The following is an 18461-nucleotide window of genomic DNA, read 5'->3' as shown; positions in this document are numbered from 1 at the left end:
GCCGATGGACGTGATCGAGACCACGACGACCAGGAGCGGACCGGTGCCACAACTACGGGCCGAAGAGAAGAAGCGGATCACGCCGAAGCGTCCGCGCGACTACGTGGCCTGGGCCGTGGCCATCGCGATCGTCGCCGGTCTGGTGTGGACCGCGGTGACGAACGAGAACTATCGCTGGCCGGTGGTGTTCAGCTACTTCACCACGCAGACCATCCTCAACGGCCTGCTGGTCACGCTGCTCCTGACCGTGGCGAGCATGGGTCTGGGCACGCTGCTGGGGCTGGTGCTGGCGGTGATGCGCATGTCGCACCAGCGGCCCGTCTCCGGGCTGGCCCAGCTCTACATCACCTTCTTCCGTGGCACCCCGGTGCTCGTGCAGCTGGTCTTCTGGTTCAACATCGCGGCGCTGTACCCGAACCTCTCGATCGGTATCCCGTTCACCAGCATCTCCACGCCGGTGAACGTGAACGCGATCATGACGCCGATGACCGCCGCCATCGTGGGCCTGACGCTCAACCAAGCCGCCTACATGTCCGAGATCATCCGCGGAGGGTTCGCCTCGGTCAGCCGCGGACAGCACGAGGCCGCGGAGTCCCTGGGCATGTCCGGGTTCACCAAGCTGCGGCATGTGATCATCCCGCAGACGATGCCGGCGATCATCCCTGCCACCGGCAACCAGGTGATCGGCATGCTCAAGGAGACCTCGCTGGTGAGCGTGCTCGGCGTCGCCGATCTGCTGCAGAGCGCCCAGTCGATCTACGCCCGCAACTACCAGACGATTCCGCTGCTGATCGTGGCCAGCCTCTGGTACCTGATCATGACGCTGGTGCTGAGCGTGCCGCAGTCCATGATCGAGCGCCGTTTCTCCCGCTCCACCCGGGCACGGCTGACCCCGGCCGCCACGCCGGCCGAGCCGGGGGCGGGCCAGCCAGTTCCCACCACGAGGGAGTCCCTGCTGTGAACGCCGACGGAACGATCGTCGCACGCAAGCTGTGCAAGAGCTTCGGACGTCACCAGGTCCTGCACGACATCGACCTGACCGTCGCGGCCGGGGAGATCTCCTGCATCATCGGACCGAGCGGCTCGGGCAAATCAACCCTCCTTCGGTGCATCAACGGGCTGGAGACCGTCGACCGCGGAGTCCTTAAGGTCAACGGAGAGGACTTCGGCTACGTCGAGAAGGACGACGCCTACCACGCCGTGCGCCCCAAGCGGCTGGCCGAGCAGCGCGCCCGCATCGGCATGGTGTTCCAGCAGTTCAACCTCTTCCCGAACATGACCGCCGAAAGCAATGTCATGTCCGGACCGGTACTGGTGCAGAAGAAGGACCGCGCCACCTGCCGGGAGCAGGCACAAGAGCTGCTGGCCAAGGTCGGCCTCAAGGGCTGTGGCCGCAAGTACCCCGCCCAACTCTCCGGCGGTCAGCAGCAGCGCGTGGCCATCGCCCGCGCGCTGGCGATGGAACCCACCATCATGCTGTTCGACGAACCCACCAGCGCCCTGGACCCCGAGCGCGTGGGCGAAGTACTCGCCGTCATGCGCGACCTCGCCGGCAACGGAATGACCATGCTGCTCGTCACCCACGAGATGGGCTTTGCCCGCGAGGTCGCCGACGAAGTGCTCTTCATGGACGAAGGCATCGCCGTCGAACGCGGCGACGCCCGCGAAGTCCTGGCCAACCCCCGTGAGAAACGCACCCAAGCCTTCCTCGAAAGAGTGCTGTAGGCAGTGGCACCGACAGGTGGCGGCGGCTGCGGCAGCGAGGCTGGAGGAGCCGTTGACCGACTGCGGTGAACGTGAGACCCGCGCCCTGCCGGTCCCTGGTCTCCAACACCCGCCGTCTCGACGTCGCCCCGACCGTCACAGCCGTCAGCACGGTCCTCATCGCCCTGGCGTCCTCGCCTTCGCAACTGACATCGCCGTCGTCCGGGCCCTTGGTGCCGCCCGGCCGCGCCCTTTTCGAAACTCCCCGCTAAGGACCCGACATGAAGACGATTCCCTACTGGATAGAAACCGCCGGGGCGTTTCCCGACCGATCCGGCAAGCCGCTGACCGAGGACACCGACCTGGTGGTCATTGGCGCCGGCCTGACGGGTCTGTCCACCGCCCTGCACTCCGCCCGCAAGGGCGCCCGCGTCACCCTCGTCGAAAAGGGTCAGATCGGCTCCGGCGCCTCCGCCCGCAATGGCGGCATGGCCAACCTGGGCTTCACCATCGGTGTGGGCCAGGCCATCCGCCGGTACGGACTCGAACGGGCCCGCGAGATCTACAACTCCTACGGCGAGGCCGTGGACACCGTCGAGCGGCTCGTGAACGAGGAGTCCATCGACTGCCAGTTCCGCCGAGTCGGACGCCTGGGTGTCGCGTCCCGCCCCGCCCACTTCGAGAGCAAGAAGGCACAACAGCGCCTCCTGGCCAAGCACTTCGGACACGAGACCACTCTGATCGGCAAGGCCGAACTGCGTTCCGAGATCGGCTCCGACGCCTACCACGGCGGCCTGCTCGACCCGTTCAGCGCCGCACTGCACGTCGGCCGCTTCGTGCGCGGTATGGCCGAGGCATGCGAACGCACCGGTGTCGAGATCCATGAGCGCAACGCGGCCATCGGCGTGCGCCGTACCGCCGCCGGCCGGTTCGAGGTCAGCACCGAGCGCGGTGTCATCCGTGCCGGGCAGGTCATGATGGCCACCGACGCCTACACCGACAAGAACTTCCCGTGGCTGCGCCGCCAGCAGGTCTGCGTGGGCAGCTTCATCATCGTCACCGAGCCGCTCGGCGAGGAACTCGCCCGGGACATCATCCCCAAGGCCCGCCTCATCGTCGACTCCAACCAGGTCTGCCACTACTTCCGGCTCACCCCGGACAACCGGCTGCTGTTCGGCGGCCGCGCCCGCTTCGCACCGTCCGACCCCACCTCGGACAAGAAGAGCGGGGCCGTCCTGTTCCGTGAGATGTGCGAGATCTTCCCCCAGCTCTCCCGCACCAGGATCGAGTACGTGTGGGGCGGCTCCGTCGGCTTCGCCATGGACCGCATCGTGCACGCCGGGCAGACCGAGGACGGCGTCCACTACTCCATGGGGTACGCCGGCCACGGCGTGCAGATGGCCACGCACATGGGGCACGTCATGGCCGAGGTGATGGACGGCCACCCCGAGGTCAGCCCCGTCCGCGACCTCGCCCCGCCGCGCATCCCCCTCTACAACGGCACCGCCTGGTTCCTGCCCTTCGCGGGCGCCTACTACAAGACGCTTGACCGCATCCGCTGACCGGTCGGCAGCCCCTCTACACGAACAAGGAGATACCCACGATGACTGTCGTCCGTGATGTTCCCAAGCAGCTGTTCATCGGCGGTGCCTGGCAGGACGCCGAGTCCGGCCGGACCCTTTCCGTCGACAACCCGGCCACCGACGAGGAACTGTGTCAGGTCGCCGACGCCTCACCCGCCGACGGCCGGCGTGCGGTCGAGGCTGCGGTCGCCGCGCAGGCCGCCTGGGCCGCCACCCCGCCGCGCGTGCGCAGCGAGATCCTGCGCCGCGCCTACGACATCATCATCGCGCGCACCGAGGACCTCGCGCTGCTGATGACCCTGGAGATGGGCAAGCCCCTGGCCGAGGCCCGTGCCGAAGTGGCGTACGGCGCCGAGTTCTTCCGCTGGTTCTCCGAGGAGGCCGTCCGCATCGACGGCGGCATGATGACCGCCCCCGACGGCAGGAACCGTCTGCTGGTCGCCCGTCAGCCCGTCGGCCCCTGCCTGCTCATCACCCCCTGGAACTTCCCCCTGGCGATGGGCACCCGCAAGATCGGCCCCGCCATCGCCGCCGGCTGCACCATCGTCCTCAAACCCGCCCCCCAGACCCCCCTGACCACCCTCGCACTGGCGGAGATCCTCACCGAAGCGGGCCTGCCGGCCGGGGTGCTGAACATCGTCACCACCTCCGACGCCGCCGGCGTCGTCGAACCCCTCCTTCGCGGCGGGAAGATCCGCAAGCTCTCCTTCACCGGCTCCACCCAGGTCGGGCGGATCTTGCTGGCCCAGTGCGCCGACACTGTCATCCGCACCTCCATGGAACTGGGCGGCAACGCCCCCCTCATCGTCTTCGACGATGCCGACCTCGATGTGGCCGTCGAGGGCACCATGGTCGCCAAGATGCGCAACATGGGCGAGTCCTGCTGTGCGGCCAACCGCATCTTCGTCCATACCTCCGTCGCCGACGAGTTCGCCCAGCGCCTCACCGCGCGTATGGCCGCACTCACCGTCGGGCCCGGCACTGAACCCGGCACCGACGTCGGCCCCCTCATCGACGCAGCCGGCCGCAGCAAAGCCCACGACCTGGTGCAGGACGCCGTCAAGCGCGGTGCCACCGCCCTGACCGGCGGTGAACTCCCCGAAGGGCCGGGCTGCTTCTACCCGCCCACTGTCCTCACCGGTATCGCCCCCGACGCCGCGATCATCGACTCCGAGATCTTCGGCCCTGTCGCCGCGATCCGCACCTTCGAGACCGAGGACGAGGCCGTCGCCGCCGCGAACGACACCGAATTCGGTCTGGCCGCCTACCTGTTCACCCAGAACCTCGACCGTGCCCTGCGTGTCGCCGAACGTCTCGAAAGCGGCATGATCGGCATCAACACCGGACTGGTCTCCAACCCCGCCGCGCCTTTCGGCGGCGTCAAGCAGTCCGGCCTTGGCCGCGAAGGCGGACTCGTCGGCATCGACGAGTTCCTGGAGTACAAGTACATGGCCGTCCCCGTCGGAGTCTGACATGCGCGAGCGACTCGTCGTCCTCTACCGCGGCAACCGGCCCCCCGCCACCGACCGCATCGAAAGCCTCGCGGACACCGTCTACGCCACCGAGGAGGAACTGCCCTACCTCCTCCCCGGCGCCGACATCCTCCTGGCCTGGGTGAACATCACCCCGGCCATCGGGGAGTCGTGGCCCGACGATCCGCAGAAGGCGCCCCACTGGGTCCACGCGTCCTCCGCGGGCGTGGACTCCTTCCTGTTCCCCGCCCTGGTGGACGATCCGCACGTTGTCCTGACCAACGCCCGCGGCGTCTACGAGCAGCCGACCGCCGAGTACGTCCTGGGCCTGATCCTCGCCCTCGCCAAGGACTTCCCCGGCACCTGGGAGCACCAGCGGCGCCGCGAGTGGCGTCCGCGCCCCAGTGACGACATCACCGGACGCACTGTGCTGGTCTGGGGGACGGGGCCGATCGGCCGGGCCATCGCCCGGCTGCTGCGCGCCGTCGGGATGCGGGTGAGCGGTGCGGGCCGCAAGTCCCGCACAGACGATCCCGACTTCGGCACTGTTCACGGCGCGACGACCCTGCGCTCCGCCCTGACGGAAGCGGACTACGTCGTCCTGGCAGCCCCCCTCACCCAGGGCACCCGGGGCATGGTCGACGCTCCCGTGCTCGCCGCCATGAAGCCGGGGGCGCGGCTGATCAACGTAGGCCGGGGCGGACTCGTCGACGAGGAGGCGCTGGTCGACCACCTCGCCGCCGGACGGCTCGCCGGCGCAGCCCTGGACGTATTCGCTCAAGAACCGCTGCCTGCCGAATCACCACTGTGGGGCATGCCCGGCGTGATCATCTCCCCGCACACGGCGGGCGAGACCACCAGCGAGCGGGAGGCGCTCATCGAGGTGTTCTTCGACAACTTCGCCCGCAACCTCGAGGGCCGACCGCTGCGCAACGTGGTGGACAAGCGGCGCGGATACGTGGTCGACGACACGCGCCCAGCCTGAAGGCGAGCAGCACCTGGCTGGACACGGACGCCGAGCAGCATGGATGGGACCGGGCGGCAGCCGCCCGGTCCCATCACCCCGTACTGCTTCGCTGAGCCGGGTTTTATGAAACGGTCAGGTAGATCTTGCGCACGGTTTCGATGGTCTTCCAGACACCGACGTAGCCCGGCTTCATGACGAAGCTGTCGCCTGCCTTGTAGACCACCGGCTCGCCGCCTTTCGGTGTGAGTTCGATGACGCCGGAAAGGATGTGGCAGAACTCGAAGAGCTCGCCCTTGATCGAGTGCGTCTCGCCGGGCGTGGCTTCCCAGACGCCCGTTTTGATCGTTTCTCCGCGGGCGGCGTCCTGGGCCCAGGTCTTGTAAGTCGGGTTGCCGGAAATCAGGCGCTCCGGCAGCGGGCCGGACTCCTGGGGCGCGAAGGAGGGGGTGGGATCGATGGTCTTCAGGAGTGACATTTCTTTTCCTCTACTGGATGGAACAACGACGAAAATCGGGAGCGGACGTACCAGGCGTCACCGGGCCGAGTTCGACCAGCTCGTCGCACGTCTCGGAGCAGGGCCTGATGGCTGCCGCCACGGGTTTTGACTCCGACATGAAGTGCCGGACGATCGGCATCGAAGGCGACCTGCTGGGCGGCGGCCTGCACCAGCGGTGTGGAACGTGCGACTGCCCCGGCCCATCGAGTATTTCTGACGCTGCGCACGGAGCTCACGTGTGATCTGTCCGTCGTGGGCACGATGTTCGGACGTTGTGTCAGGCGGGAGGCCAGAGGGGCATTCATGGCCAGGAGCGGATCGGTCGCCGCGGGCGCATCCAGCGGCATGGACGGGTCTGCGTGCATCAGCCCGTCCCTCGGTGCACCACGTGTAAGCGGCGAGACGGCGTCGGTCCGAAGAAGTGGCAAAGTACCCGGGCAGGGTAGTCCAGGAAAGGTGACGGAGAAGCGCAGATGTTTCATGAAATCGAAGACATTGAGCCTTTTCAGCGTTGACGCTCCAGGGTGAGGATGGCTGCGGCGATGGCGGTCATGCGGTTGGGGCTGCAGCGGGCCCGGCGGAAAATGCGCCAGGACTTCAGCCTCGCGATGCTCCGTTCGACCGGTGCCCGTGCCGCTGACAGCGCCCGGTTGATCGTCTGCTGGGTCGTGGTGAGGTCCCGGTTCGGGAGCCGTCTGATCGGTGTGGTCACCCAGGGGCCGGCGCCGATGTAGGCGCGGTCGGCGAGGATCGGAACGCCCTGGCGTTCGCAGATCCGGATGATGCGGTGGGTGCGGGCCGCGGTCAGGTCGTGGGTGCGGCCGGGCAGCGCCGGCGAGATCCACAGCAGGTTGCCGGTGGGATCGGTCACGACCTGCACGTTCACGCCGTGGCGGCGGTGCTTCTGTGAGAAGTCGGCCCGGCTGTCGCCGACGCGGTCGCACTCGGCGAGGGTTCCGTCGAGTAGGACATGGTCGGGATCGGTCTCGCGCAGGACCCGCAGCAGTCCGGGAGCCCGGCCGGACAGGTGTTGGACGACGGCCTTGACGTAGGCGTGGGCGGTGCCGACGGATATACCGAAGCCGGCCGCGATCTGCGCGAGCGTGTCGTGGCGGCGAAGATAGACCAGGCCCACGAGGGCACGCTGGTGAGGCGGCAGCTTGCAGCGTCGGTCACCCTCACGGGTGACGATGAGCATGGATACCCACTCGACCAGAGCGTGCGGCAGGTCGAGTGCGGCAGGATGGGGAACCAACAGGGCTCCTGTGCCGATGGGTTGAGACTTCGAACACCTCCCTCAACGGCGCGGGAGCCTTGTGCGTTGCGGTCCTCATCCCGACTCGGCCTGGGTCACTCAGTGGCCACTCTGAAACGGCTCAGTGGCCACTCTGAAAGGGCTCACTGGCCACGGCGTTTGGCACCTCGCGCTCGCTACGCTCTCACCATGAACGCCGCCCTATCCTTGCCGTCATTGCCGCCGCACTGGAGATCTGGGGCATCGTATGGACCGTGTTCGACATCCGTGCAGCCCCACGGAGCCTGGCGACCTACATGAGTCGCCCTCACACCGTGTACGCGGCGGCTGGCCTGGCAGCAGTGACGACACTCGCCGTTGGTGCCACTGCAGGGACTCAGACGGTCGAACAGCGCCTCGCAGCGTTGGAGGAATGGCGCGATCGGCTGCCAGATGAACTTGACCGGCGTGAACAGCAGTTGAGCAAAGTCCTCCGCAATGACTTCCGCGGCGGACTCGCTGCCGTCGAGAAGACGATCGGCGACCGGATCGAAGGACTGAGGGATTACGTCAGAGGCGGCGAGCAGGCCTGGTGGAGGAGTTACCGGGGGCCGATCGTTCTCGGCGTCGGCGTCCTGGTCGGCTTGGCAGGCAACATCGTCTCCAGCTTCTGAGCCTGGCACTTGAAGCGGCGATCACCAGTGCGTTGGTTCGTTGGGAGGCTGCGTTTCCCGTCAGGCGCTCGATACACCCCTCCGCGTTGTTGCGCTGCTTGTTGAGCAGCGTCCGTGATCATCGACTTGGCCAATAGAGGAGTCGATCAAGCCAAAACAAGCGAGCCCCTTGGACTGCAGCAGCTGCACGCAGTAAATGTGATGATCACAACGATAGATCAACTAAGCTGGGGGGAAGGCTTGTTCAAGCGAGCTTCGACGAACACGCGAAGAAAAACAGAGAGATCCGTCGTCACCGCGATGCTGGTCGTGCTGATGGCCCCGGTGGGCGCTGCGCACGCCGAGGAGACGGCGGATTCTCTGACCATGGTGAGCTACGCTCAGCCACTCAATGCAAAGCCGCTGACCATGGCTGACTTTGAGGGCCCGAACGGGATCGCGCGCCTGCAGGAAATGCAGACCCAAGACGCTCTCTCGGCTGTACTGCCGCACGAAGTCACTGGCCCGGCAAGGGCGGCGGCGCCTCACGCCGCGAAGCAATCAGCGCAGCCATCAGCACCCAGCGAGACAGCGTCACAGGCAGACGGGGTTGGCGCCGCAGTTATTACGCTGCCGGAGCCTGCGCACACCATGACGTTGGCTGAGTGTGTCCGGGAGCTCGGCACCACTCAGTTCTACGTCAAGTCCCGGTACGCCGTCTGCTCTGGCCATCAGTTCGGGCAGGTGTGGCTCCGGAATGGCGAGGCCGTTGGGGAGAGTCACTTCGATGTCGTGGTCATCGGGACCATCCCGAAGAACAGCCGCGACATGACCGCGACGTATCACTACACAGACTTCACTGCATCGGGGATCAACGGTGCCTCGGGGATGGGAATCACCACCAGCGCCTCCATCCCGCAGACCTGGCCTTCTACAGCAGCAATCCTTCGGGGCGGCAATCTGCCCGCGACCAAGACGTGGGCCGAATTGATAAGCGGGATCACCCTGACGCACACCATCACTGCGTTGTCCGGACAGGCTGGCCAGCACGGCTCCGCACGCGTGATCTCAGCCATCTACCAGCCCAACATCAAGCTGGTGGCACCGCCTGGCTGGGGTTCACAACCCTTCACTGGCGGCAACATTTTCCTGCTTCCGCCGCGCTGGGACGAGGCCGACTACCTGCCCGCGTCCACCTCTGGAGGTGCAGCGGCGTTCAGTGTGCTTCCTACACTGAAATACAGCACCGCTCCCAGTGCGCCGGAACGCGAAGTGGCCCTTCATATCCAGAAGGCTTATGCCACACCGCAGCTCACCCTGCCGCCGCTGGCCACCAAGAAACTGGCTGGCCAGGTCGCGGATGAGCCTCTCACGCGGCTCTACCTTGACACCGAGCGCAGGAAGAAGAACCGAAACCGTGCTGTGTGGAACTGCGTCAAGTTCTACGGCCCGAACTATGCCGACGGCGGCAAGCAGTGCGATGAATTCCCCTTCGCCACGACGTACCAGGGAAGCGCCGGCTCAGACTACGACCCCCTCCAGGCGCGTAGTAACTTCAGCGTGCAAGCCATCGATGGCAAGAGCAACGAGGCTGCCGGTACGCTTCTGGCCCAGTTCTACGACCTGAACAGGCTGATCGACGGGCCGGACGACGGATTCCTCGTCAAGATCACCTGACGTCCGAGCAGACATGCTGCGGGCCGGACGCGACCAGGCGTTCGGCCCGCACCTCTACACCTGCCAGAACTGCGTGACGTACTGCTCCACTCCTTCGGGCACGCCGCGGGCGGCGAGCTCAGCAACCTCGCGGCGTCCCGAGCTCACGACGCGAACCCTCCATGTGCCCGGTCCGTCCGCCAACTCGATACTGCCGGGCATCGGGCCGCCAGCCATGCCTCGAGCACGCAGTTTGCCCGATGAGCAGTGGATGCTCGCCTCGGCTGTCTCCTCCCACTCACCGGAAGGGACGGCTGGCTCCGCATCCCACACCTCCACCGTCAGGCCGGCTGTATGTGTATGCCCAGCGCTGGTGAAGTCCAGTCGCCCTGGACGGGCAGTGAGAAGGGCGCCTCGTTCGAATCCGCCGGGGAAGAGAACAGGAACTTGCGTGTCGTCCCAGTCCTGCAAGGCCCAGCCGCCGTAGTCGACCTCAACGGCCACCTCCTGCCGACTGATCAAGTTCGGCACATCAACTCCTCACCTCGGACGAACGCCACCCGCGGTCCAACAGCACGGTGCCAACATGATTGCCGATCTTCCGTCTCTAGCGCGTGCCTCTTTGATGGGTTGGCCAGTTGATCGGACGCATCCGTCCGATTAGTGATCACTGAGCTTCTTCGAGTTGGCCACCGAACAGGTGATGGTCCGTGAAGCGCAACGAGCGAGGCCTCCGGGCTGTTGATCGAGATGTCTGACGTCTCAGTCACGTTGCTCGGGGGCCTCGTTGGTCGTCCATCCTGCCGCACTCGACCTGCCGCATGCGCTCGTGGAGTGGGTCACCATGCTGATTGTCACCCGTGAGGGCGACCGGCGTTGCAAGCTCCGTCCGTCTCAGCGGGCGATGGTGGCACTGGTGTACCTGCGCGAACACACCACTCTGGCGAAGATTGCCGCCGGGTTCGGGATCAGCGAGTCCACCGCCCATGCCTACACCAGAGCGGTCATCGACCTTCTTGCCGCCCGTGCACCGGGCCTGCTCAAGACGCTGCGCGACCACGAACCCGACTTCGTCCTGCTCGACGGCACTCTCGCCGAATGCGACCGGGTCGGCGACGGCCGGGCCGACTACTCCCACAAACACCGACGCCACGGCGTGAACGTGCAGATCGTCACCGACCCCTACGGCCAGCTGCTGTGGCTCTCTCCCGCCCTGCCGGGCCGCACCCACGACCTGACCGCCGCCCGCACCCACCGGATCATCCGGATCTGCGAGCGCCAGGGCGTCCCCATCCTGGCCGATCTCGCCTACCAGGGCGCCGGTTAGTGGCTGACCACGGGCATCAAACGCAAGCCCCTGCAGGAACTGACCCCCACCGACAAGACCCGCAACCGCGCCCTGGCCGCAGCACGCGCACCTGTCGAACGCGGCGTCGCCCGCCTGAAGTCCTGGCGCATCTTCCGCAGGTCCCGTTGCAGCCCCAACCGCATGACGTCAATCGCCAAGGCCGTCCTCACCCTTGAGCTGCAACGCTGAAGAAGCTCATTGAACAGGAGAAGCGCCGGCTGTCGCGTAGACCGTCATCCGAAGAGGCGCCGCCCGTTCTGTCCGCCTTCGATGTACGTACGAACTGCCCTGTCTCAGAGTTCGACACGAGACTGCGATCCGTGCTGGGTCCCGCCCTCGAGCTTGCGGTCTCAATTCCATTCGAGGGGGACCTACCCGTCGACACGCTCCCCGATTGGTTCACCGCCGCCCAAGGAATCTCGGCGTCAACGCCCGAACATGTGAGACGGGGTGTGGAGCGTTACACGGCCGCAGTCGGCGCAGGCCCCTGGAGACCTCAGGAATGGCTGTACCAATTCGACCCCGAATCCGAGTTCCGGGGCTGGGCTTGGTGGGATCTGACGCAGTCCGGCGAACGCGAGGCGCGCATCTGGGTGGACACATGGGGTGAGTCCTTCTTCGCCTGCGACGAACTTCGCTGGGTCACCTACATCTCCGGTGCCGAGGAAGTGGTCGGCCCGATTCTTGCGCGGGCCGCTGACTGGGTTACTGAGCTCTTTCCAACCTCAGGCTGACGCGTGGTGGTGAAGGACGAGGACGGCCTTCACCACGTCGGTGATGTGGTTGGTGCTGCAGCGGAGCTTCCGCAGGAGCCGCCAGCCCTTGAGGGTGGCCATGGCCTGCTCGCCGAGGCAGCGGATCTTGGCGTGGGTGGTGTTGTGGCGGCGCTTCCATCGCTTGAGACGGCGGCCCCGAAACGGGACTCGGACGGTTCCGCCGGCACCTTGATACGCCTTGTCAGCCCAGCATTTGAGTCCCGCTTCAGCGAGGGCTTCGATGATCCCGTGCTGTCGCGCGGCGGTGAGGTCGTGAGTGGAGCCGGGCAGCGCGGGCGAGGCCAGAGCAGTCGTCCGAACGGGTCGGTGAGGACCTGGATGTTCATGCCGTGGCGCTTGTGTTTCCCGGAGTAGTACGGGGTGTCGGCGGCAATCCGGTCGATCGGCAGCAGGGTGCCGTCGAGGATGACGAACGCCTTCGCCCGGATTGCATTCATCGCCTCGGCCAGGGACGGGGCGAGGGTGGCCAGGATGTCGACGGCCTCGCGTATGTAGCGGAAGGCGGTCGCTATCCCGATGCCGAAACCGGCCGCGAGCTGTGCGTAGGTGTCACCGCACCGCAGGTGGGCCAGGGCCAGCAGAGCCTGTCGCGCTGCGGGAAGCCGCCGCCACCGCGTGCCGATCTCCCTCCGCCTGGCTGTCAGTTGCCCGGTCAGGAACCGCAGCGTGCGGCTGGACAGATCTATTGACGACGGGTAAACAAGCACGCGAAGCTCCTGGCGGACACGGGTGATCTTGGTCGAGGACCCATCTACCAGGAGCTTCGGCGTTGCGCAGGACCGTCCAACTCGGGGTCAACGCCGTCAGCTTGGAATAGGCTCACTGCATCGGGATCCTGACGGCTCCGCGATTCAAGCTCAACCTCACAGTGATCAGGAACGAGCAAGAGCTTGACGCCGTGGTCACGGGCGTAAGCATGGTCGGTGTCATGGCAGAGGTTGACGGCCAGGAAGGCTTCATCGACCAGACGAAACATCCCTCCTGGTGGTCGTCCCATGTAGAACCAACGCGAGTTGGCGACTTCCTCGTCAAGGACCGTGACCGTGAAGACTGGTGGTACCCGGAGGGTGATCTGGAGGTGCGGGCGAAGCCAGCCGGTGAGGGGCGGTCCCGGCTCGTCGCCTCCGGGCGGCTGCGCCTCGATCCCGAACGGCTCGCCGGCGGCCGGCCTCTGGAGCGCGGTGTGCATGACGTATGGGGCCTTCCTCAGGGAGCACACGCACGGACTTCACGGCGAGCACACCTTTTCTTCACGACATGGTCAAGAGGCGGGTGCCGCCTGGCTGGGACAGTGTGGGTGAGGTCGCCGCCCTCTGTCGGCGGATGACGGCGACCGCAGGGAAACCCGTGCCCGCCACGGTGGGGGCCCGGTGGTGGTCTGTCCTTGCGGCCGCGGAGCGAGCGCACGCTGGCCCAGACGCGAACCGACTGCGGGAACAAGGGCCGGGACTGCGCGGCTCCCCCTTCACGCGGGAGGCAGTCCCGGTCCGCCCTGCGCCGCACGCGGGCGCTCGTTCGATGAGGGCAGCTGTGCCGCATGCGTGTGTGCTGGCAGGGGGCGGGGCAGGCGTCGGATATGCGACCTCAGAACACAGCCCGTCATGAGCGTGGGGCCGCAGATGGACCACGCGGTCGCGCCATGCAGAGCGCGGGTGATGACAGCCTTCCCCAGGCTGGTGCAGTGGAGTTGCAGCGGGAGCGGGACCAGCTGAAGCACGCGATGGAGAGCCGACCGGTGATCGACATGGCTTGCGGTGTGCTGATCGCAGGCTGCGCCTGCACTCCGCACGAGGCCATGGAGATCCTGCTGACGGCTGCCTGGGATGCCACTGTCGCGGTGGAGGACGTAGCCGGGGCGATCACCTCGGCTACGTCCGGGAAGCCGATGCCGCAGGCGTTGCAGGAGCATGTGACGGCGGCCGTGCGTGGAGGGCAGCCCCGCCAGACATGACCAGCGCCCCGTCCGGGCAGGCGGACCGAGCCTGGTGGGGGAGGGCGGCCCAAGCCTGGGGAGGTCCAAGCGGACCTCCCCGCCCATCGCCTGGCCGAACCCGGCACACCTGCCGCTTGCCGATCAATGCGGTGGACATCAGGATGCCCGCCAAGAACGTGTGCGGCTGACCGCGAGGTAAAGGAGCCGACGGTGAGGGTGCCGTCGTCGTTCAGCCGGACCTGACCAGCGAATGGGCGAGCAGCTGCTCCGCGCTGAGACTGGTAGCGCGGGTGACGACCCGCAGGCGGCGGCCAGCTCGCCGCGCCGCTGCGCACTCAGCTTGCCGACCCGGCGCTGATAGGGCTCCGTTGAAAACGGTCACCCCTTGCTCGGCAGTAGCCCACAGCTGCTCAGCGAATCTCCTCCCCCACCCCGTTCGGTGGCAAGCGGACCGCCCCGTGCTCCGGATCGCGACGCTCAACGCGGCGCAGGCTGTTCGACCGTGCCGCCCCGATGCGGTGTAGGGATGTAGCCCTTCGCTCCTGGTGGCAGAGCGTCGAGGCACGCCTGGGAGCAGGCGTTGACCAGAAGCGGCAGGACATAGGTCGCCACCACCTTGGAGAGCCAAGCCTGGCGCGGACCAGTTGCCGCGATCGGCCCGGTACAGACACTGCAAGTGCGAGCCGTGGTGGTGCCCCAGCGGGAGGGATCCAGGCCGTCAAGATCCAGGACCGTATCGCCGGGCGGCTGGAGCCGTGGGAACGGTGGCCGGTACTTGTAGTTGCCGTAGACCGAGCGTGTGCTCACTGTGCTGTTCACCAGCCGAGCGCACCGCGTGATTTCGTACGGGAACCAGTGCAGCCGTCCCGACGTGTACGGACTGAACTCCTCCAGGTTCGTCATGTCGCCGATCTCCGGAGGCATTCGCACCAGGTTGCTCCCGTACAACATCAGGGTCCGCACCGCCGTCAGCCGTCCGATCGAGGCCGGCAGGGTCACGATCTGCCGCCGCTGCTCCGGGCTCAGCTCCGGCAGCGGGCGGAATTCCTCCCGCCCGTCGGTCGCCGCCTCTTCGATCAGTTCCAGCAATCGGAGCCAGCCCGGAGCATTAGTGTCCTGGATCTCGCGGTGGAAGGCCGTGGCGGCTCCGGGGGCACTCACCCGGACCTGGTTGATGCACTGGCAGCGGTCCTGCGGCACCCCAGGCCGGGAGTTCATCGCCTCGGGAAAGCGGTTGGGGAAGACCCTCGCAGGGAGTTGTTCGTCCGTCATGGCGCAACGATTGGGACGCGGCGCCGGGTACGGCACCATCCGAACTCCAGCCCGCTCGTTGAATATCCCCACTCGGATGGATGAGCGGACATGTGCGTGTTCTGGGGTTGTGTGCGGCCGGATCAGGTCACTGGGCGCGATCCGTGTCGGGGTTCTCGTGGTGGGTGAGGGCGTGTCGGCGTCGTTCGAATTCCGGGGTGTGTTGGGTGATGTATTGGGGGGTGATGGGGCGGTTGTATTGGCCGGTGATGTGGTGGGTGGCGCATTGCTGGGCGACATCGTGCGGGGCGGGTGGGGTGCTGGCTGTGTGGTGGGCCGTCCAGAGGTTGTAGATGCGCCAGTTGAGGAGGTGTCGGCGGAGGTTGGACGGGGTGATGGGTTTGTCGCCCCGGCCGAGGAATCCTTGGGCGGCGAGGTGTGTGGAGAGTTGTTCGGGGGTGGGTTCGGCGCCGTGTTCGGCCTGGTAGTTCATCCATTCCAGGTAGTAGCGGTCGGTCAGGGGCAGTCGGCTGTTTGCGGCTGTTCGGCGCGGGGAGTTGCTGCGGTCGCCGGCATGAGGGCGGTGGTGTTCTTTGGGGGCGGTAGGGGAGGAGCCGTCGGCTGACGTGCGGGGTGGGGGTGCTGGCGCCAGGGTGCTGTGGCTGTGGACCGTGCTGTGCGTTGAGGGTGCTGTCTGGGGGGACGGTGCGAGCGGTTGCCGGGAGGGGGCTGGGGCCGCGGGTTGTTCCGGCGTGCTGCTGGGGGACCGATGGGTGGGCTTGGGTCGGGGGCCGTGGTCGGGTGGTGCGGTCGCGGGCAGGGTGGTGACCGAAGGCACGGGCTCCTGGGGATGCGCGGGGACGCTGCTGGTGTGCTGGCGTGCCTGTGGTTGTGCCGCCTGTCCGGGCTGTGATGTGTCCGCTGGCGAGGTGAGAGCTGTGGTGCTGTCGCGGGGGATCTCGGCTGGTGGGTGTGGGCGGTCGCGGAAGGGCGTCTGGCCGCCGGCTGGAGGTGTGTGGCTGGTGTCCGGCTGCCACCGGGCCCAGCGTGCGGGGGCCCGCGTGGTGCCGGTCCGATCGTTCAACGCCTCGTAAAAAGCACGGAGTTGGCGCGGGCCGGGGCCAGTGGCGGGCGTGTTCGACGGGTGGTCGGCAGCGGTGGGGTACGCGGGGGCGCGGTTGGTGTCGGGGGTCTGCGGTTCGGTGTTTTCACTGTGGGCTGGGTGTGGGTGGGTGTGGGGTGTGTCTGTCGGGCTGGATGCTGGTGGTGTGGTGGGTCGCGGGGGGAGGGGTGTGGGGTCGTCGGGGGCTGTGGGGTGTGGGGCTGGTGTGGGGTGGGGGAGGGGGATGCCGTAGCGGGTCAGGCGGAGCGGGAGGCGTGCTTCGATAGGGGCGTTGTGCCGCCAGCCGCGTCCGTATCGGCTCCTCAGTCGGGCCTGGTAGAGCAGGCGTTGTTGTTCGAGGGTGAGGGCTTGGGTGTAGGAGCGTTGTTCCCAGAGTTTCATGCGCCGCCACAGCAGGAAGGTGCGTGCGGGGGCGAGGAGCCAGCGTGCGGTGCGGATGCTGTCCATGTGGGTGTCGGCGGTGATGTGGGCGAGGCGTCCGGTGGCGTGGCGGGCGGCTTCGATCGTGGTGATGAACAGCAGGGGGGTCACGGCGTGCATGCCGGTGGCGAGGGGGTCGGGCCAGGCGGTGGCGGCGTTGAAGGAGATGGTCGCTGCGGTGAGGAGCCAGGCGGTGTGCCGCAGCAGGGGCAGCGGGATGCGGTGGCGGGCCAGCAGGAGGTCGAGGGCGAGCAGGACACAGATGCCGGCATCGATACCGACAGGGAAGAGGTAGGCGAAGGTGCCGAAGCCTTTGGCTGCGGCGAGGTCGCGCACGGCGGCGTAGGAGCCGGTGAAGCCGATTGCGGCGATGAGCGAAGCCCCGGCGCTGATGGCGGCGATAACAAGACGGTGGGCTCGGGGTGCCGCGGGCGTGGCGGTGCCGCTGAGTCTGGGGCCGGCCAATGCCTGGGCACCCTCGTGACGCGAGCCGGGGGGCGCCTTTGGGTCATGGGGTGTGGAGGCTCCGTGGACGGGTTGCCGGAGGGCTGCAGGCGCGGATGTGGTGGTCATGGGCGGGTGGCCTAGGTGTGACGGGCGGTGCCGGTGAGCGTGGCGATGAGCTGTTCGGTCTCCTTCTCCAACGGGGAGTTGAGTGCGCGGTTGATGTGCTGGGCGCGGCTGATTGCAGTCTGGACGCCGTGGCGGTTGCCTGCGGCGCGCTCGACCAGCATCCAGTCCCTGTAGAGGACTTCAGCGCTCTCGTCGATGTCGATGCCGCGGGCAATGGCCTGCCGCGCCCTGTCGAGGTCGTGGTGCGGGCCGGAGATCATGCGGTGGGTGGCGATGGTGTGGGCAACGTGCGTGATGGCGGTGGTCATTTCCTGCAGCAGGGGTTCGGCCCAGGGCAGGGGTTTGCCGTCGAAAGGCGTACCGCGAACCAGTGCGAGTGCCGCCTCGAGCCGCTCGACGTCGACGACTCCGGAACTTCCATTCGCGAGTAGATGCTGGGTGAGGTGTTGGAAGCGGGTCCAGTCGCAGGTGATCGTGGGCGCGAGGTGGTAGGGGTCGTCTCCGCTTTTGCGGCGGGGGACGTAGGGCTGGCCGGTGGGGTCGTTGCCGAGGGCGGCGCGCAGGCCGTGCATGCGGGCGTTGAGGGTGGTGGCGGACCACGGGTGGGCGGGGTCCATGTCGGTGCACAGAGCGTCGGCGGTGCGGCCGGGCTTGAAATAGATCAGGGCGGCGAGTTGCGCGATGCGCGGCCGTGTCCGCTGGCGTCGACGCCGTCGACCTCGACCGGCCCCAGAATTCGGATCTGTGGCGCATTACTGGCTCGGCTGCGGCCGGCACCTGATTGCGGTGGCGCGACGCTGCCGTCGCCTTGGCTGGTAGTGACCTGTTGTGCCGAGGGCCTCCTTGCGGACGGGGCCCCTGCCGCATGTGCCGGATCGGTTGTTGCCGGACGCAGCGCGCTGAGGAGCGCGGGAAAGACATCCTCGTTGCCGTGGGCGGGGCTGTTGACGCGGCGGGCGTACTGCGCTGCAAAGACGCGCTGGCCGCCGGAATGCCGGGGTGCTGCGCGTGCCGGCCAGTGTCGGGTTCGGCATCTTTCACGGCGGCGTTGCCGTGGGCGGGGGCTGTTGACGCGGCGGGCGTACTGCGCTGCAAAGACGCGCTGGCCGCCGGAATGCCGGGGTGCTGCGCGTGCCGGCCAGTGTCGGGTTCGGCATCTTTCACGGCGGCCGGCACGCCTCCCTCCAGTGCCGTGCGTGCGGGACGGGCCACTGGCGGCGGACTCGAGTGCGGTGGTGATCTGCTGGTAGGCGCCCGGGGTGAGGCGTTGCA

16 protein-coding genes and 2 pseudogenes are annotated in these 18461 nt (G+C 67.3%); 10 read left to right on the top strand and 8 right to left on the bottom strand.

What is annotated here, in order from left to right:
- Positions 1–4: 4 nt before the first annotated feature.
- The 5 genes from CRP56_RS46125 (at position 5) to CRP56_RS46105 (ending at position 5744) form a co-directional block, all read left to right on the top strand.
- Positions 5–961 (top strand): amino acid ABC transporter permease, encoded by a 957-nt coding sequence (locus tag CRP56_RS46125; protein WP_097276218.1) that lies wholly within the window; start codon positions 5–7, stop codon positions 959–961.
- Positions 958–1725 (top strand): amino acid ABC transporter ATP-binding protein, encoded by a 768-nt coding sequence (locus CRP56_RS46120; protein WP_097276216.1) that lies wholly within the window; start codon positions 958–960, stop codon positions 1723–1725. Before CRP56_RS46125 ends, CRP56_RS46120 begins: the two co-directional genes overlap by 4 nt.
- A gap of 260 nt (positions 1726–1985) precedes the next feature.
- Positions 1986–3266: an NAD(P)/FAD-dependent oxidoreductase gene (locus tag CRP56_RS46115; RefSeq protein WP_097276214.1), complete on the top strand. Its 1281-nt coding sequence runs from the start codon at positions 1986–1988 to the stop codon at positions 3264–3266.
- A gap of 41 nt (positions 3267–3307) precedes the next feature.
- Complete coding sequence (locus CRP56_RS46110) at positions 3308–4759, top strand: NAD-dependent succinate-semialdehyde dehydrogenase (RefSeq protein WP_097276212.1); 1452 nt, start codon at positions 3308–3310, stop codon at positions 4757–4759.
- Position 4760: 1 nt separating this feature from the next.
- The gene (locus tag CRP56_RS46105; RefSeq protein ID WP_097276209.1) at positions 4761–5744 is read left to right on the top strand and encodes a D-2-hydroxyacid dehydrogenase; all 984 of its coding nucleotides are present in this window, start codon (positions 4761–4763) and stop codon (positions 5742–5744) included.
- 103 nt (positions 5745–5847) lie between these two features.
- Here the strand turns inward: CRP56_RS46105 and CRP56_RS46100 are convergent, their stop codons facing one another.
- Together CRP56_RS46100 and CRP56_RS46095 are read right to left on the bottom strand one after the other, a co-directional pair.
- Positions 5848–6201 carry a cupin domain-containing protein gene (locus CRP56_RS46100; protein ID WP_097276207.1) on the bottom strand — a complete coding sequence of 118 codons (354 nt, stop codon included), beginning with the start codon at positions 6199–6201 and terminating at the stop codon, positions 5848–5850.
- A gap of 526 nt (positions 6202–6727) precedes the next feature.
- Positions 6728–7477, bottom strand: a complete 750-nt coding sequence (locus CRP56_RS46095; protein WP_010351109.1) for an IS5/IS1182 family transposase — start codon at positions 7475–7477, stop codon at positions 6728–6730.
- A 254-nt stretch (positions 7478–7731) separates the two neighbouring features.
- Here CRP56_RS46095 and CRP56_RS46085 point away from each other — a divergent pair, with 254 nt between their 5' ends.
- Together CRP56_RS46085 and CRP56_RS49000 are read left to right on the top strand one after the other, a co-directional pair.
- On the top strand, positions 7732–8130 hold the full coding sequence (locus CRP56_RS46085) for a carbohydrate porin (RefSeq protein WP_097276205.1): 399 nt from the start codon (positions 7732–7734) through the stop codon (positions 8128–8130).
- 114 nt (positions 8131–8244) lie between these two features.
- Positions 8245–9786 (top strand): NucA/NucB deoxyribonuclease domain-containing protein, encoded by a 1542-nt coding sequence (locus CRP56_RS49000; RefSeq protein WP_257042453.1) that lies wholly within the window; start codon positions 8245–8247, stop codon positions 9784–9786.
- A gap of 54 nt (positions 9787–9840) precedes the next feature.
- Here the strand turns inward: CRP56_RS49000 and CRP56_RS46075 are convergent, their stop codons facing one another.
- A complete protein-coding gene (locus CRP56_RS46075) occupies positions 9841–10296 on the bottom strand; it encodes a hypothetical protein (protein WP_097276203.1) in 456 nt (151 codons plus the stop codon).
- 256 nt (positions 10297–10552) lie between these two features.
- On the opposite strand from CRP56_RS46075, the pseudogene CRP56_RS46070 reads away from it, so the two are divergent.
- Both CRP56_RS46070 and CRP56_RS46065 read left to right on the top strand, forming a co-directional pair.
- Positions 10553–11302 (top strand): annotated as a pseudogene (locus tag CRP56_RS46070) (transposase family protein).
- Positions 11303–11433: 131 nt separating this feature from the next.
- On the top strand, positions 11434–11847 hold the full coding sequence (locus tag CRP56_RS46065; RefSeq protein WP_257042451.1) for a hypothetical protein: 414 nt from the start codon (positions 11434–11436) through the stop codon (positions 11845–11847).
- On the opposite strand, the pseudogene CRP56_RS46060 reads toward CRP56_RS46065, so the two are convergent.
- Together CRP56_RS46060 and CRP56_RS47970 are read right to left on the bottom strand one after the other, a co-directional pair.
- Positions 11839–12596 (bottom strand): annotated as a pseudogene (locus CRP56_RS46060) (transposase family protein). The gene CRP56_RS46065 and the pseudogene CRP56_RS46060 sit on opposite strands and share 9 nt — an antisense overlap.
- A 44-nt stretch (positions 12597–12640) precedes the next feature.
- On the bottom strand, positions 12641–13078 hold the full coding sequence (locus CRP56_RS47970; protein ID WP_179851427.1) for a hypothetical protein: 438 nt from the start codon (positions 13076–13078) through the stop codon (positions 12641–12643).
- 492 nt (positions 13079–13570) lie between these two features.
- Here CRP56_RS47970 and CRP56_RS46050 point away from each other — a divergent pair, with 492 nt between their 5' ends.
- Positions 13571–13840, top strand: coding sequence for an ANTAR domain-containing protein (locus tag CRP56_RS46050; protein WP_179851426.1), 270 nt, complete (start codon positions 13571–13573; stop codon positions 13838–13840).
- A 459-nt stretch (positions 13841–14299) separates the two neighbouring features.
- Here CRP56_RS46050 and CRP56_RS46045 read toward each other — a convergent pair whose 3' ends face one another.
- From CRP56_RS46045 to CRP56_RS48995, 3 genes are all read right to left on the bottom strand, one after another.
- Positions 14300–15133 (bottom strand): leucine-rich repeat domain-containing protein, encoded by an 834-nt coding sequence (locus tag CRP56_RS46045; protein WP_257042449.1) that lies wholly within the window; start codon positions 15131–15133, stop codon positions 14300–14302.
- An 88-nt stretch (positions 15134–15221) separates the two neighbouring features.
- On the bottom strand, positions 15222–17081 hold the full coding sequence (locus CRP56_RS46040; protein ID WP_257042448.1) for a DUF2637 domain-containing protein: 1860 nt from the start codon (positions 17079–17081) through the stop codon (positions 15222–15224).
- A 119-nt stretch (positions 17082–17200) separates the two neighbouring features.
- Positions 17201–17806, bottom strand: a complete 606-nt coding sequence (locus CRP56_RS48995; protein ID WP_257042447.1) for a bacterial transcriptional activator domain-containing protein — start codon at positions 17804–17806, stop codon at positions 17201–17203.
- Between the last annotated feature and the right edge of the window lie 655 nt (positions 17807–18461).

The sequence above is a fragment of the Streptomyces sp. TLI_55 genome, from assembly GCF_900206255.1.
Classification (GTDB): domain Bacteria; phylum Actinomycetota; class Actinomycetes; order Streptomycetales; family Streptomycetaceae; genus Streptomyces; species Streptomyces aquilus.
Note: the sequence above shows the minus strand (reverse complement) of the source record. Positions and strands in the feature narration are given on the sequence as shown.